Here is a 14,468-nt window from a genome sequence, read left to right as displayed (position 1 = left end):
TCGTTGAGAATCTGCGCGTTTGAACATCTTTCGACTGACACCTGCCAAGCCATCGGCGGCCGACAATCTGCACAGCGAAGCCCACGACTGGTTGGTCCTGCTGACCTCCGGCCGCGCCACCGTGGCCGACGCCCGCGCCTTGCGCGACTGGTGCGCGCAGAGCGCCGAACATGCCCGCGCTTTCGAAGAGGCCAAGGTGTTGTGGCACAACCTGCAGCCTGCCGCTGAAATGCTGCAGTCGCCTCGGCGCTTCGGCCGGCGCGCGTTTCTCGGTGGCGCCATCGCTGCATCGGCGGCGTTCATGCTGGTGCGCGGGACGATTCCCGGTGGCTTTGGTGGCCTCGGCGCCGATTACATCACTGAAGTCGGCGAGCAGCGCCGGGTCGAACCGGCCGATGGCGTGAGCCTGGAACTGAATACACAAACCCGCATTAACCAGCGCTCCGGCGATGACGGCGTGCAGGGTTTCGAACTGGTCAGCGGCGAAGTCGAAGTACAGACCGCGCGGTTGCCACTGGCGATGCAGGCCGGGGGCGGGTGGTTGCGGGCGAGTCAGGCGCGGTTCAACCTGCGTAACACCGATCAGCAAGTCTGCGTGACCTGCCTGGATGGTTCGGTGGACGTCAATGTCGATGGCCGCAGTCTGCGTTTGCAGCCGGGTGAGCAACTGACCTATGACGGGCAACAGGTGGGCGCGGTGCAGAGCGTCGACACCGCCGCAGTAATGAACTGGCGCCAACAAGTGCTGGTATTCAACGGCGCGACCCTCAGCCAGATGATCGACGAGATCAACCGCTACCGCCCAGGCATGTTGCTGCTGCTCAACCGCGAACTCGGCCAGCGCCGCGTCCAGGCCCGCTTCAGCCTCGACCAACTCGCCGGCGTCGCCCTGCTGATCCGCGACGCCTACGGCGTCAAATGCACCGAACTTCCCGGCGGCGTCGTCGTCCTCAGCTAACCCAATCCCACCACTCCCTGTGGGAGCGAGCTTGCTCGCGAAGGCGGCCTTCCAGCCAACTCATCTCTCTCAGACTGCATACCATCCACTTGTAGGAGTGAGCCCGCTCGCGATGACGGCCCGACAGCCGACCAATATCTACCGGCTTGTGGGAGCTGACCTACCAGCGATGACAGCTCACATGCCAACCATTCCCCAACTGACCAAACCCAATCCAACTGTGGGAGCGGGCTTGCTCGCGAAGGCGTCCACTCAGCCAAATCATCATCAACTGACCCACCGCATTCGCGAGCAAGCCCGCTCCCACAGGGTTTTGCGGCGATGCTGACTACTCCAACGGCCCCATCACCTGCCGATACCGCTCCACCCCCTGCGCCGTCTCCCGCGTCAACCGCACCTCCAACCCCAACGGATCCTCCCGCCGATTCCCACTCAACTGCCGCCAACCCTTATCCACCTCCCAAACCCGCACCTGCACATCACTCACCCCCTGCAACACCGCCAGCCCAGCCCCCGGCGCCGGCAACGGATAACGACTGCGCGCCTCAGCCACCGCCCGATACAACGTATCCCCCTTGACCCACCAACGCACCCGCTGCAAAGCCCCAGGCTGATCCGCCGCACTGCGAATAATGTCCAGCCGAAACCCCTTGCTGTCACTGCTCCGCACCGTCAGCGCAGGCGGCGCACTCGGCGGTTCATCATCCACGCCAACCTTCTTCGGCTCGGTCAATTCAATCCCCGCACGCATCTCCACATCACGCTGCAACTGATTCAACGCCCGCAACAAACTGTCACTCTGCTCACTGCTCGCCTGCAAATGACTGTCCGCCCGCGTCACACTGTCCAGCCCGCGCCAGGCAATCAAACTGACCACCGCCATCAGCAGAATCGCGACCATCACCTCGATCAGGGTAAAGCCCCGTTGATCGTTCATTGCACACTGATCCTTCCACTGGCATCGCGCAGCACACTCAGCCGATTCAGCCCGTCAGACAAGGTCAATTGCAGCGGCGGATTGATCCACTCGGCGTTGAGCACCACCTTCTGCTTCGGCTCCACCCGCACCTCCAGCTTCGGACTCTGCCAATTGCGCGGCCGCAACTGCGGGTCATCCTTGAAATGCTCAAACCCCCGACCACTGTCACTGCGCCGACTGAACCGAAAGCCCTTGCCATCACTCACCCAAACAATCGGCCGACCATCCGCGCGCGCCTCCGCCTGCGCCACCTGCAGCAACTGCGCCACACGCTCGGCGTCCTTGCGCAGCAACTGCAGCGGATCCGGCTTGATACTCAGACTGATCGCCGCACTGGCGATCCCGATGATCACCAGCACCACCATCAACTCGATCAGCGTAAAGCCCTGTTGCTTGCCCACCTTCATCGGTTGCGCGCTCCGTTGCGTCCTGCCCCGTCCAAAAAAGCATCCTGCACGGCCAACATGTAAGACGTGTGAAATAAAACCGTGAGAATTGCCGCGTAGCCTGTCAGCAGGGACTAAAAGGAGATTCAGCCCATGATGCTCACCACCCGCATATCCCCCCCGCAAACCGTCCAGGCCCTCGCACTGCTCGCCGCCCTAGTCGGCGTCGCGACCTGGTCGGCGCTACTCCTGACCTCCGCCGAATCCCACACCCCACCAGCGCCCCCGCAAATGCTCGCGGCGCGCAGTGACAGCCCGGCGTTGCAGTGGTTTTCCAACCAGACGGCACCGGTGGACATCAAGGTGAGCGGGGTGATGGCGGGCAGTCGCGGGGCGGTGGCGATTTTGAGTTTGAACGATGGGCCGCCGAGGAGTTTTTTGCAGGGGGAGGGGGTGGGGCCTGGGGTGAAGTTGGTGGCTGTGGAGGGGGATGGGGTGGTGGTTGAGCAGGGGGGGGAGAGGGTGAGGTTGGGGGTGGAGAGGTTGGGGGAGGGGGTGGAGATGCCTAGGTTGGTGAGGCCGTGATTTCTAATATTGAAGGAAGTTGGTTTTATGGTTTAGACAGATGCCATATTTTCCTGCCATTAGATAGGCGGAGCAAGATTCTGTAATTTAGTAATTACAGCGAGATGAGCCGTACCCAAGAGAATTATGAAAAGCCCGTCAGACCATTTTTCATTAGGTATGCGGGCTTGTCAGGTGAATATAAGCTGAATTTAAGTTATTTATATAAGGGGGTAAATTGTCTTTTTCTGGATCAAAACTATGACCACGTTAAATATCCTGATGTCAGCTGTTTGAACCGGCTATCAAGTGGAGCTTTGCCATTGCCCGGTATATTGGCAAGGAGAAAGTCGATGCATTCAAGCAATCGCTGATTGACTACACCTGATTTCAGCTTTTCTAAAGCTTTACATGCTTGTTTTCGGCAAATCTCTTCGCTTAACTGGAGTTGTATCTCGTATGAGGTTAAAGCCGCAAGTGCTGATGGAGCCCAAGCGTCTCCTAATAAAACAAGGAGTCGGTCATAATATTCTGCGCCTCGTGGCGAAACTCCATTGTTATATGTTCGGCCATTACCAATACGACACATGAGAAATACTTTTATCAGTTTTGGGCCGAAGTTCTGTAGTATATCTTGCTGGTTGTGGATATAAGACATGATCTCATCAGCTACAGGGGCTTCATGGTGATAATTATCCCAAGCGTGATGTTTTTCTAGCAATGTGTCGACCAGGCCATCAACTAAGATTGCACGCTCTGCGTTTGAACGGAAGGCATTACCGTTGACAACCTGGAAAAACTGAGCACCAAGATCATATTTATCTTTGTGAAGATTTGTATTGTATCCTTCTAATGTCAGGCCAAGGCGATATTTGAAATCATCGTTGCTTGCACGCCAAACAGGTATAGATAAAAGTGAAATATTTTTTCGAACTTGTGGGTCCGTATCATGAGCTACGTATATTCCAAACATTGTTCTCAGAACGTTCCCACAGTGGTGAGAAGCGAGCTCATTGATTTTTAAGGTTATTCCAGCAAGATTGGCGGCGTCTAGCGGCTGGGTGTAACTGCGTAAGTTTTGAATAAATGCCTGAACCTGTAGTGCGGACTCTGTAGGTCGGTCTTTCAGGACATCTTTAATGCAGTTTGTAAGCCAAGCTAGTAATTCATAAGCATTGATAGTGTAATTAGTTGGGTGCGAAATGCCTATGTCATTCCGCATGTCAAGCATATGTTTTAGTTTTTTAGATGTGGTTTCGCTTATTAGTTCAAGTTTACGGCATGTATCAAGCAGCGTCGAATCCTTTACTGAGCGAAGATCCTCCTCTGTTTGATAAAACTCTCTGTTTTTTCCGCCAATGGCTGCGTCGTAGAAAATATCAAGGCCGTAAGCTATAACTTTTTTGTGAAGGTCTAGGACTACTTCGTTCCATATTGCGTTGAGGGAATAATCGAAAAGACCGAATCCCGCGCCTACTACAAATTTTGAGAGATATCTAGCACCTTGCTTGGCTTCGGGAGGTAGTGACTCAATAAGTGCTGGCAAGCTCTGCCCTATGATGGCTCTGTCTTCAGCAGACGCAATAATATTGTCGTGCGGTAGTCCAATACTTTGCAGTACGTCCACAATCATCTGTGCTTGCGGGTCAACTAACTGCATTTGTGGTTTTTGAATTAATTTGTTCATCGATGATTCCCTTCTTTGACGGATGTGTTAGCTCGGCTGCGAAAAATGACCTAGGCGACTAGTAAATTAGTTTTTTATCATTAATGCAGGCCAGAAGGCTGGGTTTATGATGTAGGATATGTCCGGTTTTTTCTTTATTACTCCGCTCATAAGTTGGGCGCTGTAGTTGAAGTTGTAAATGTATTTGGCATCTCCTTCAATATCTAGGCCAATAAAACCATACCAGAGAAGTAGATCAAATATCTTTTCAATTAGTGACTCATCTACACCGAAATCTTTCAGGGCTGAGTGGATTTCTGTCTTGCTTAATATTGCTTTGCTATCTATAAAGGCATACAAGATATCGTCCACATGGCTTTCTACATCTCTTATTTCATAATTTATGTCTATAAGTAGATCTGTTGAGTAAGCTGCCATTCCTTTTATGATGTCGTCACTATCTATTTGCTCGTGATTTAAGTTTATGGCGAAGCTTTTACATTGGCTGATGAGATTTAAAAGAAATCTTGGCCTCATTAGAGATCTGTCGATTAGAAACTGGGAGCTTTCTTCGCCGTCAAAGTGGCTTACACAGAGCTTCGGCCAAAGACCTTGGAACTGCTCTTTCCCGGTAAAGTTGTTGGCGACAATCCTTAATCTAATAAGCTCTCGAAGTAAGTCAGGATCAGTCCAGTCAAGAAGAACTTTTGCTTCTTTGCCGCGATCCGATGTGCTTTTCACTAGAAGTTCATAGACGTCATTTCGAAGGAAAACGATAGTGTTCACAACAACGCTTGATCTGCCGAACTGACGCTCGATTTTTTTTGTTGCATCAATGAGCGCTCTTACTATTAGCAAGTCTTCTACTTGTAGTCCAGAGGTTGGCCACCCTTTATCAAGATTGTCAAATAGTAGCCAGCAAACATCTTTGTGTCTCATGTATTCTATGATTTGCTCTGTAAGCTGCTTCACGTCATGGCAATAGAGGAGTTCAGTAAGTTGGCCTGTTGAAAGTCTAACTTCGGTGGCGGTGCCATGCTTCGACCGATATTCAGTGGTTATCTTTTCCATAAGGATGCTCATCCTTTCTGAAAAATCACCCTCGCTATCGTATCCTTCGCTGTTATAAAGTTTGGCTAATTTTTGATATGGGTCGTAAAGATGATGGTTGTGTATATGGGCCTCACGGTCTTTTTCTAAGATTTTGTAGCATATTTCCAAAAGTAAGACATACTCCCAGAATGCCATGATAGTGTGTTGAAAAGTGCCCTCCTCTAAAAAAGATAAAATCAGTTCCTTGAATTTAATTAGCTTGTAGCCGTCGGGTTTGAGATCTAAAACAATATTTCCATTTTTGTTGCGTTCTCTATCGCGCACTTGTAGAAATATGGCTGATTTTCCAGAGCCTTTTCGTCCGACTACAATGTTGGCTTCACCTCTTAAAGATTTTAAAAAAGGATCCGTCTTTAAATAGTAGGATTCTAGCGTCCGCATTTCGTTTTCTGCGGAGGTTGCGCCTAGATCTAGAGACTGTAAAAATGTATCGTTTGTAGCTATGTTCAGCTTAACGTCTTGTTGAAAGGATTCGGCTACGCGTCCTGCGAAATCCGCTATATAGTCGTTAATGTCATTCGGATGAAAGGTAGTATTTACAAAGTCGCGGTAGTCAATTGGAACGGGACCTTCGCCATCCTGCAAGATACAGAGTGCTTTACCCATTCCATCAGCCAAGCCAGCAAGAAAAGCACCCCGCATGTTATGGGTTTCAGCACCGACAGATCGAAAAGATAACAAGGGTATTACTACTCCATGGGACTGCGATATTTGACTAATCGCGTCGTTCGCAGAAAGCCTTGGTTGTTCATTAGGGTCGAATGATCTGAAGAGGTATCTTGCTTTTTTTATGCGGGAAACAATGCGCGTAGCCCAGTCTGTTTTATGCAGCCCTTCAAGCAAGTACACAGGGGACTTGTTATTTATTCTATTGGGTATTGGTATCGGGGCTGAAATAATTGCTGTCTTTATGAACTCGCTTAAGTCCGCTGAATTTTGGTATGTTTTGTACCCCAAGGTGTCGAATATTCCTATTTCTCGAATTGAAGGAGTTCCCTCTTTTATGCTTTCATTTCGAGTGATTAGAATTCTTTTACCTATTCCTATTGCGAATCCTATTTCATAAGTGACATTGAAGTTTAGGACGGAAATATCAGCGACAAAGAGGTCTGCTTGTTTAATTCCAGTTAAAACCTCCCCTGCGATAAATTGACCGACTATATCTAATGCTCGCCAGGATTTTATAGATAGGTTGTTGTTTTCGTTAGCTACAAGTATAGCTCGTTCAATAGTCTGACCAATTTCATTAGGTGAAGCTGCATAAGCGAAGAAGCCAGAAAATTTGGCCATAACAAATCCCTGTTTAAAGGTCTTTTTTGCTTATAAAGAGCATTTTCGCAACGCTCCACTCCCAATCGTTTGCAACCAGTTATACGATCCAAGCTAGCTGTTTGCCACCACTCTGTCCAGAGCTCCGGATTGAGCTGATCTTAGATCGGTGGGAAGGTCGCGTTGGCATCATGCCTCGATAGAATTTTTTGAACGGCCGCTTTTAGCTGATACAAGACTCTGGAGATGATCGAGCGTTCGGACAGCCTGCCTCCGCAGGCCCCATGCAATGATGGCCGCGTTTGTTGGGCCTTCGTCCTAGAAATTATTTCCCGGCATGAGGGGAAGGGTCTGTCGCGGGTACGTAACGGAATGAGGTCCCGATAAACGCCAATGTTTAAAAAGACATCTCCAAACACTCTCTCAGGCTACATATCCTTGCGCCTTTGCCTACAGCTACGCCAGAATCCGCCGGCTTGTGCGCTTTGTACCTGGTCTTTATCGTCTACGTGTCGCTGGCAACCCAGCGACCGGGTTTAGCGACCCGACCAGGTATAAGTACAACGACGCTCCAGTTTGTCGCAGACGTTTGCGACGACGATATGGTGGCTGTGCGTGGGAGACCTTCGGGTCTGCCGGGTCTTATACCTCTCGGTTCGCTAACCCGCGTACAGCTGCCACCCTTACTTGTTTAGCGACGGGTTTTGGTGGTTCCACCAGGTATAAAAATGGAGCTTCACCATGATCAAACCAACACCCAACCCGCCCGAAACCGCCTCGGTTTCCCCCTACGAATCCATCGATTCCAAAAAACTCCACGAAGCCGCCGACCGCGCGCTCGACCATTACCTCTGTCCGCCCGGTTCCACGCCGCCGCCACGTAAACACCGTGGGATGTATGCCGTGACGGCGGACAACAAAACCGAAGAGCTGCTGGTGGATGCCAGTGAAACACTCGCTTCGGCCAAAACCCTCGCGCAGAACATTGCCAGTTTGTTGCCGGTGTCGCAGCGGCACGCGCTGGCGGGGATTGCGCAGTTGATCATGCTCGGGGAGTTGGCGGTGAATCGGGCTTTGGATAATTTGCAGTTGCCGGGGTGATGTAGGTGTCGGGGACACCCGGTGATTGATCGGGTGTTCATTCTGGCGCCTTCGCGAGCAGGCTCGCTCCCACAGGGTTTCAGGCTGATTGCGGATGTCGTGTGGGGCATGCGTTGTTTTTGTTGCCTGAGATGTTTGTGTAGGAGCTGCCGGAGACTCGGGCCGCGATCGGACGATCTTTTGATTTTGGTTTTAAAAGATCAAGATCAAAAGATCGCAGCCTTCGGCAGCTCCTACAGGGGGCGATTCAGTAGGGTTTCCAGGCGGGCCAGAGGCGGGGCGTCTTGGTTGCGGTTGAAAACCTGGATGCCGACTTTGAGTAATCGGCCATTTTCAGCCGTGGCGATGGCCTGTTCGCAGCGCAATAGTAGACGTCCTTGGTCACAGTCCTGCGCTTTTAGTCCTATCGGCAATCGACCTTCCAGCCGCAACTCCGCCATGCGTGTCTGCGCCGCAATCATCGCAACCGAACGATCCCGCAAAACCCCGCTGCTCTGCGTCATCAACCCCGCTACACGCACAGCAGCCGACATCGCCACGGCAATGATCGCCAGCGCCACCAGCACTTCAATCAGGGTGAATCCGCTTTCTCGGGAGCGCGTAGGCATAGATGGCCCAAAACCAAACCACAGCCCTCGACCCTAACCCGCGTCCTTGACGGCTTGACGACGAAAACTCCCGAGGATTTTCAACATCCCTGACATATCTTCTTGCAACACTGCGCGTCGAATCGAATCAAGCCAAGGGAATGTCGAGATGGATATCGCGCAGTTCAAACAGCCCGGACGACCGAGTCGGATGCCCCGCGGGCAGCAGGGTTTTACCCTGATCGAGATCATGGTGGTGGTGGTGATTCTCGGGATTCTGGCGGCGATGGTGGTGCCCAAGGTGCTCGATCGGCCGGATCAGGCGCGGGCCACGGCGGCGAAGCAGGATATTGGCGGTTTGATGCAGGCGCTGAAGTTGTATCGCCTCGATCACGGTACTTATCCGAGCCAGAGTCAGGGTTTGAAAGTGCTGGTGGAGCGGCCGGCGGATGCGAAGAACAGTAACTGGCGTTCGTACCTGGAGCGTTTGCCGAATGACCCGTGGGGTCGTCCTTATCAGTACCTCAACCCCGGCGCGAATGGCGAGATCGATATCTTTTCTCTCGGTGCCGACGGTCAGCCTGACGGCGACGGCGTGAATGCCGATATCGGTTCCTGGCAGCTGTAAGGCCGGCGATGAACAGCCAATCGACCCAGCAGGGGATGGCGATCATCAGTGCGCTGCTGATTGCTGCGGTGGTCGCGGTGATTGCGGCGGGGATGTTGACCCGGCAGAGCGTTTCGACCCGCGCGCTGGAGGCGGATCAGCAGCGGGTGCAGGGGCGTTGGTTGTTGCACGGTGGGCTGGAGATCAGTCGGCAGTTGCTTTGGGATGCGCGGCAGCGTGATCCGTTGACCCGGCTCGATCAGCCGTGGGCGCAGCGCTTGAATGCGCAGGGTTTCGAGGGGCGGCTGGAGGATGAGCAGGGCAAGTTCAACCTGCGCAATCTGGTGGCCAACGAGCGTGTCGATGAGGCGCAGGTGCAGGCATTTCAGCGGTTGTGCGAGTTGATCGGCATCAGCGCCGGGTTGAGTCAGCGCATCAGTCAGCGGGTGATCGGCTCTTATCCGTATCTGCTGAACCCGCAGATTGCCGAAAACACCGCGAGCAAAAACGCCTTTGACAGTGGCCGCGCCACGTCGCCGAATGCGTCGCGCAAGCCGCAGAATCCGAAGTTGCCGATGCTGCGCAGTGTCGATGATTTGCGCAGCGTCGAGGGCGTGAATGAGGCGGTCATCGGCAAACTGGCGCCGTACTTGACGGTGATTCCGGCGACCACCTGGCTCAACGGCAATACCGCCACTGCGCCGGTGTTGGCCGCGTATGTGCCGGGGTTGTCGCTGGAGCGGGCGCAGGCGCTGATCAATGAGCGCGATGCCGGGCGCTGGTTCATCAACCGTGGTGATTTCGTCAACCGTTTGCGCATGCCCAATCTGGAGCTGACCAGCGTCAAGGTCGGCATCACCAGTGACTGGTTTCGTCTGCGTGGCGAGGCGCGGCGGGATCAGCGGCGGGTCAGCCTCGATGCGTTGCTGCACCGCAGCGAGGATCGTCTGCCGCAGGTGATCTGGTCGCGGGTGGGCGTATGAGTCAGTTGCGTGTGAGTTTGCCGCCACTGGCGGGGTTGAGTCTCGACAGTGAAATGGACTGCGCGTGGCTGGACCGTCAGGGGCAGGTCATTCGTGAGCAGCGCCTGACCTTTAGCCAACTAGGGCAGTTAGCGAAGCAGCCAGCGCTCAACATTTTTCTGCACCCGGCGGACAGCCTGCTGGCGAGCATCGACCTGCCGCCATTGCCGACCAACAAGACCGCAGCGGCGGTGCAATGCGCGGCGCAGGCCTTGATGCTCGGCGACTGCAATGACATGCACATCGCTCACAGTTCGCGGGATGAAGCGGGGCAGGTGCAGATTGCCTGGGCGCCGCGTCAGCGTTTGCAGCATCTGGGGCAACTGCTGAAGCAGGCCGGGTTGAATCTGCGCGGCTTGTACCCGGCGGCGTACAGCTTGCCGGTGCTGCCGGGCACGGTGGCCTGTCGGCAGGACGGCCATTTGTTGCTGCGCGAAAGCGTGCAGGTGGCGCGGGTGCAGCCGCTGTTCGACGACGAGATTGGCGATTGGCTGCTGACCTGCGGCGCGCCGCTGCACTGGATCGGTTCGGCAGCGCCGGCGGAAGCGGAATTGCCGATGGCCGAGGCGCAGCGCTGGGCCGGGCCGTTGCCCGGTTGGGGCTTGCAGGGTGCGGTGCAACAGCAGCGCAGCGAGCATCGCGGTTGGGGCCGGGCGTTGGGGCTTTGCGCCTTGGCGGTGGCGGTGTGGGTGATCGGCTTGAACCTGTATGCCGCCCGCGAAGCCAGTCAGGGCCAGCAGCTCAAGGCGCAGATGGCGCAACGGGTGAAGCAGGCCTTTCCCGAGTTGCCGGTGATCCTCAATCCGCTGCAGCAGGCCCGTCAGCAACTGGCGGCGCGGCAGAAGGGCGCGGCGGAGGACCCGGCGCAGCCGTTTAATCGGCTGGTGTTGCAGGCCGGCAGTGGCATGCCGTTCATGGCCGGCACGGTCGAGCGCCTGACGTTTGTCGACGGCAGCTTGCAGTTGAGTCTGTTGGCCGACGCCCGGCGCAGCGCCAATGACAAGGACAAGGACTGGCAAGCCGCATTGGCCCAGGTCGGGATTAGTGCGACGGCTGACGATGAAGGCTGGCTGCTGCGACCGAGTGACGAAGTCACCACCCCCGACGAAAGCGCTGACGACAGCGGAGCAGAAGATGAATAAGGCATCGCTCGCGGTGTATCGCGCCCGTTGGCAGCGTTTCAGCGCTCAGTTGCAGCTGCGCTGGCAAGCGTTGGCCCTGCGCGAAAAACGCATGGTCGGCGGCATGGCGGTGGTGCTGCTGGCGCTGTTGGTGTGGGTCGCATTGATTCAGCCGCCGCTGAAAAAAATCACCTATTGGCAAGCCGAAACCCCGAAGTTGCGCGCGCAGACCGAAGCCCTTGAAGTGCTGTTGCGCGAGGTCAGTGTGCGCCCCGAAGGGCAAAGTCTCGCGCAGTCTCTTGAGCAGACGCTGCAGACCAGCGGCTTGGCCGGGCACTATCAATTGCAGGCCGGGGAGGCCGGCGCGTGGCAATTGACGTTCGACGCGGCGCCGGCCGATGCAGTGCTCGATTGGCTGTTGAGCACCCCAGCACAGCTTTCTCTGCAAGTGGTCGAGGCTCGTCTGCAACGCGCCGACAACGCTTCGACCGAAGTCACTGCCGGCACATTGTCAGGCACCGTTCGCATGGATCAGGCGCTGGGCGCTAAGGAAGCTTCATGAAGGGGTCAGGATCCAAACCGGCGCGCATGGCGTTGCCGATGCTGCTGATGGCGTTGAGCGCGTGCAGCAACACCACCACGCCGCCGAATCAGCCGCCGTTGCTGGTAGACAGCGAACTCGGCCGCCCATTGGCCAACACCCAGCGCAGCGGTGATGCGCTGCTCGATCGGCAACGCGCCCAGGCACAAACCGCACCGCAACCACGGCAGATGCACAACATCACCGAACGCGCACGCAGTGGCGGCGCCCCACGCGGCAGCACACTGCCGAGCAATCCGCTGGGCGATCAGCCGGTGACGCTGAATTTTGTCGATGCCGATATTCAAGCGGTGGTGCGCGCGTTGTCGCGTTCCACCGGCCAGCAGTTTCTGGTCGACCCTCGGGTCAAGGGCAGCCTGACGCTGGTCTCGGAAGGTCAGGTGCCGGCGCGCCAGGCTTACGACATGTTGCTCGCGGCGTTGCGTATGCAGGGTTTCAGCGTGGTCGATGTCGGCGGCGTCGCGCAGGTGGTGCCGGAAGCCGATGCGAAACTGCTCGGCGGGCCGATCTACAGCCCGGACAAACCGGCTGGGAACGGCATGCTCACCCGTACCTTTCGCCTGCAATACGAGAACGCGGTAAACCTGATTCCGGTGCTGCGCCCGATCGTGTCGCCGAACAACCCGATCAATGCCTACCCCGGCAACAACACCATCGTCGTTACCGATTACGCCGAGAACCTCACTCGCGTCGCCCAGTTGATCCAGACCATCGACACCCCGAGCGCGATCGACACCGACGTGGTGCAGATCCAGAACGGCATCGCCGCCGACATCGCGCCGATGGTCGCGGATCTGCTCGACGCGCCGGGCAACGACCCGACGCAGAAAATCGCGGTGATCGGCGACCCGCGTTCCAACACCATCATCATCCGCGCCGGCAGCCCCGAGCGCACCGAGCTGGCGCGCAACCTGATCTACAAACTCGACAACGCGCAGAGCAATCCGAGCAACCTGCACGTGGTTTATTTGCGTAACGCGCAAGCGGCAAAACTGGCGCAGGCCTTGCGCGGGCTGCTGACTGGCGAGAGCGACAGCGGCACCAGCGACAGTGCGCGTTCGGTGCTCAGCGCCATGGGCAGCAACGGCAACAACAATGGCGGTTCGGGGGCGCAGAGCGGCACGCAAACCAGTGGCAACACTTCGACCACTTCCAGCACCGGCAGCACTGGCGGCAGTTACGCCCAGGGCAGCAACTCGACCAGCAGCAGCGGCGGCAATCAGGCCAGTGAGCAGAACGTCGCGTTCAGCGCCGGCGGGGTGACGATTCAGGCTGATGCGACCACCAACACCTTGCTGATTTCCGCGCCGGAGCCGTTGTATCGCAACCTGCGCGAGGTCATCGATTTGCTCGACCAGCGCCGTGCGCAAGTGGTGATCGAAAGCCTGATAGTCGAGGTTGGCGAGGACGATGCCAGCGAATTCGGTGTGCAGTGGCAGACCGGCAATCTCGGCGGTAAAGGCGTGATCGGCGGGGCGAATCTTGGCGGTTCGGGGATCAATCTCAACGGCAAGACCAGTCTCGATGTGCTGCCGCAGGGCTTGAACCTCGGTTACGTCAACGGCACGGTGGACATCCCCGGCATCGGCAAGATCCTCGACCTGAAAGTGCTGGCCCGGGCGCTGAAGAGCAAGGGCGGCACCAACGTGCTGTCGACGCCGAACCTGCTGACCCTCGACAACGAAGCGGCGAGTATTTTTGTCGGCCAGACCATTCCGTTTGTCAGCGGCAGCTACGTTACTGGTGGCGGCGGGACCAGCAACAACCCGTTCCAGACCGTGACCCGTGAAGAGGTGGGTTTGAAGCTCAACGTGCGGCCGCAGATTTCCGAGGGCGGCACGGTCAAGCTTGATATCTATCAGGAGGTCAGCAGCATCGACGAACGCGCGTCGGCCAGCGCGACGTCGGCGGGGATCGTCACCAACAAACGTGCGATTGATACCAGCATCCTGCTCGACGACGGGCAGATCATGGTCCTCGGCGGCTTGCTGCAGGACGGCTACAGCCAGAGCAATGAAGCGGTACCGTGGCTGGGGACGCTGCCGGGGATCGGCGCGCTGTTTCGCAACGAACGCCGGGCGATCACCAAGACCAACCTGATGGTGTTCCTGCGCCCGTACATCATCCGTGACAGCGAAGCGGGGCGCAGCATCACCCTCAACCGCTACGACTTCATGCGCCGCGCCCAGGGCGGCCTGCAACCGGAACGCAGCTGGGCAATGCCGGACATGCAGGCGCCGCAGTTGCCGACGGCGGCGCAGGGGGTGCCGAGTCCGGTTCCGGCCTCGGGACCTCGCGCGACGATCAAAGCGGTGCCGATTCAGTCGGGGCCATCGTTATGAGACACACTCTGAATCTGGTTGATATTCCTGTGGCGAGGGAGCTTGCTCCCGCTGGGCTGCGCAGCAGACCCAAAACCTGCAACCCCATTCTTCCAGATACACCCTGCATCCCGGATTTACGGGGGCTTCGCCCCCGAGCGGGAGCAAGCTCC

13 protein-coding genes are annotated in these 14,468 nt (G+C 56.4%); 8 read left to right on the top strand and 5 right to left on the bottom strand.

Going from position 1 to position 14,468, the window contains the following annotated elements; all coding sequences use genetic code 11:
• The first annotated feature begins 19 nt into the window (after positions 1 to 19).
• Complete coding sequence (locus VLA07_RS19445) at positions 20 to 958, top strand: FecR family protein (RefSeq protein WP_333990618.1); 939 nt, start codon at positions 20 to 22, stop codon at positions 956 to 958.
• A gap of 328 nt (positions 959 to 1,286) precedes the next feature.
• Here the strand turns inward: VLA07_RS19445 and VLA07_RS19440 are convergent, their stop codons facing one another.
• The gene (locus tag VLA07_RS19440) at positions 1,287 to 1,895 is read right to left on the bottom strand and encodes a prepilin-type N-terminal cleavage/methylation domain-containing protein (protein ID WP_333990617.1); all 609 of its coding nucleotides are present in this window, start codon (positions 1,893 to 1,895) and stop codon (positions 1,287 to 1,289) included.
• Complete coding sequence (gspH, locus tag VLA07_RS19435) at positions 1,892 to 2,344, bottom strand: type II secretion system minor pseudopilin GspH (protein ID WP_247269122.1); 453 nt, start codon at positions 2,342 to 2,344, stop codon at positions 1,892 to 1,894. Before gspH ends, VLA07_RS19440 begins: the two co-directional genes overlap by 4 nt.
• 132 nt (positions 2,345 to 2,476) lie before the next feature.
• Here gspH and VLA07_RS19430 point away from each other — a divergent pair, with 132 nt between their 5' ends.
• Complete coding sequence (locus VLA07_RS19430) at positions 2,477 to 2,908, top strand: type II secretion system protein N (RefSeq protein WP_333990615.1); 432 nt, start codon at positions 2,477 to 2,479, stop codon at positions 2,906 to 2,908.
• A 238-nt stretch (positions 2,909 to 3,146) separates the two neighbouring features.
• Here the strand turns inward: VLA07_RS19430 and VLA07_RS19425 are convergent, their stop codons facing one another.
• On the bottom strand, positions 3,147 to 4,574 hold the full coding sequence (locus VLA07_RS19425) for a hypothetical protein (RefSeq protein WP_333990613.1): 1,428 nt from the start codon (positions 4,572 to 4,574) through the stop codon (positions 3,147 to 3,149).
• A 66-nt stretch (positions 4,575 to 4,640) separates the two neighbouring features.
• Positions 4,641 to 6,956, bottom strand: a complete 2,316-nt coding sequence (locus VLA07_RS19420) for a P-loop ATPase, Sll1717 family (RefSeq protein WP_333990611.1) — start codon at positions 6,954 to 6,956, stop codon at positions 4,641 to 4,643.
• Positions 6,957 to 7,676: 720 nt separating this feature from the next.
• On the opposite strand from VLA07_RS19420, the gene VLA07_RS19415 reads away from it, so the two are divergent.
• A complete protein-coding gene (locus VLA07_RS19415; protein ID WP_007968533.1) occupies positions 7,677 to 8,036 on the top strand; it encodes a DUF6124 family protein in 360 nt (119 codons plus the stop codon).
• 233 nt (positions 8,037 to 8,269) lie between these two features.
• Here the strand turns inward: VLA07_RS19415 and gspI are convergent, their stop codons facing one another.
• Positions 8,270 to 8,644 (bottom strand): type II secretion system minor pseudopilin GspI, encoded by a 375-nt coding sequence (gene gspI, locus VLA07_RS19410; protein ID WP_333990608.1) that lies wholly within the window; start codon positions 8,642 to 8,644, stop codon positions 8,270 to 8,272.
• A 148-nt stretch (positions 8,645 to 8,792) separates the two neighbouring features.
• Between gspI and gspG the strand changes: the two genes are divergently transcribed.
• The 5 genes from gspG to gspD are packed head-to-tail and all read left to right on the top strand — an operon-like array spanning position 8,793 to position 14,316.
• The gene (gspG, locus tag VLA07_RS19405) at positions 8,793 to 9,251 is read left to right on the top strand and encodes a type II secretion system major pseudopilin GspG (RefSeq protein WP_027613117.1); all 459 of its coding nucleotides are present in this window, start codon (positions 8,793 to 8,795) and stop codon (positions 9,249 to 9,251) included.
• Between the two features lie 8 nt (positions 9,252 to 9,259).
• On the top strand, positions 9,260 to 10,213 hold the full coding sequence (gene gspK, locus VLA07_RS19400) for a type II secretion system minor pseudopilin GspK (protein ID WP_333990605.1): 954 nt from the start codon (positions 9,260 to 9,262) through the stop codon (positions 10,211 to 10,213).
• Positions 10,210 to 11,394, top strand: coding sequence for a type II secretion system protein GspL (gspL, locus tag VLA07_RS19395; protein ID WP_247269138.1), 1,185 nt, complete (start codon positions 10,210 to 10,212; stop codon positions 11,392 to 11,394). Before gspK ends, gspL begins: the two co-directional genes overlap by 4 nt.
• Positions 11,387 to 11,935: a type II secretion system protein GspM gene (gspM, locus tag VLA07_RS19390; RefSeq protein ID WP_333990602.1), complete on the top strand. Its 549-nt coding sequence runs from the start codon at positions 11,387 to 11,389 to the stop codon at positions 11,933 to 11,935. The genes gspL and gspM overlap by 8 nt, the downstream gene beginning before the upstream one ends.
• On the top strand, positions 11,932 to 14,316 hold the full coding sequence (gene gspD / locus VLA07_RS19385) for a type II secretion system secretin GspD (protein WP_333990600.1): 2,385 nt from the start codon (positions 11,932 to 11,934) through the stop codon (positions 14,314 to 14,316). The genes gspM and gspD overlap by 4 nt, the downstream gene beginning before the upstream one ends.
• The last annotated feature ends 152 nt before the right edge of the window (positions 14,317 to 14,468 follow it).

The organism is Pseudomonas sp. S3(2024) (genome assembly GCF_036861315.1).
Taxonomy (GTDB): Bacteria; Pseudomonadota; Gammaproteobacteria; order Pseudomonadales; family Pseudomonadaceae; genus Aquipseudomonas; species Aquipseudomonas putida_A.
Note: the sequence above shows the minus strand (reverse complement) of the source record. Positions and strands in the feature narration are given on the sequence as shown.

Coding starts and splice junctions, on each gene's coding strand:
- VLA07_RS19440 (WP_333990617.1), bottom strand. CDS start 1,895: ATGAACGATCAACGGGGCTTTACCCTGATCGAGGTGATGGTCGCGATT.
- gspH (WP_247269122.1), bottom strand. CDS start 2,344: ATGAAGGTGGGCAAGCAACAGGGCTTTACGCTGATCGAGTTGATGGTG.
- VLA07_RS19430 (WP_333990615.1), top strand. CDS start 2,477: ATGATGCTCACCACCCGCATATCCCCCCCGCAAACCGTCCAGGCCCTC.
- VLA07_RS19425 (WP_333990613.1), bottom strand. CDS start 4,574: ATGAACAAATTAATTCAAAAACCACAAATGCAGTTAGTTGACCCGCAA.
- VLA07_RS19420 (WP_333990611.1), bottom strand. CDS start 6,956: ATGGCCAAATTTTCTGGCTTCTTCGCTTATGCAGCTTCACCTAATGAA.
- VLA07_RS19415 (WP_007968533.1), top strand. CDS start 7,677: ATGATCAAACCAACACCCAACCCGCCCGAAACCGCCTCGGTTTCCCCC.
- gspI (WP_333990608.1), bottom strand. CDS start 8,644: ATGCCTACGCGCTCCCGAGAAAGCGGATTCACCCTGATTGAAGTGCTG.
- gspG (WP_027613117.1), top strand. CDS start 8,793: ATGGATATCGCGCAGTTCAAACAGCCCGGACGACCGAGTCGGATGCCC.
- gspK (WP_333990605.1), top strand. CDS start 9,260: ATGAACAGCCAATCGACCCAGCAGGGGATGGCGATCATCAGTGCGCTG.
- gspL (WP_247269138.1), top strand. CDS start 10,210: ATGAGTCAGTTGCGTGTGAGTTTGCCGCCACTGGCGGGGTTGAGTCTC.
- gspM (WP_333990602.1), top strand. CDS start 11,387: ATGAATAAGGCATCGCTCGCGGTGTATCGCGCCCGTTGGCAGCGTTTC.
- gspD (WP_333990600.1), top strand. CDS start 11,932: ATGAAGGGGTCAGGATCCAAACCGGCGCGCATGGCGTTGCCGATGCTG.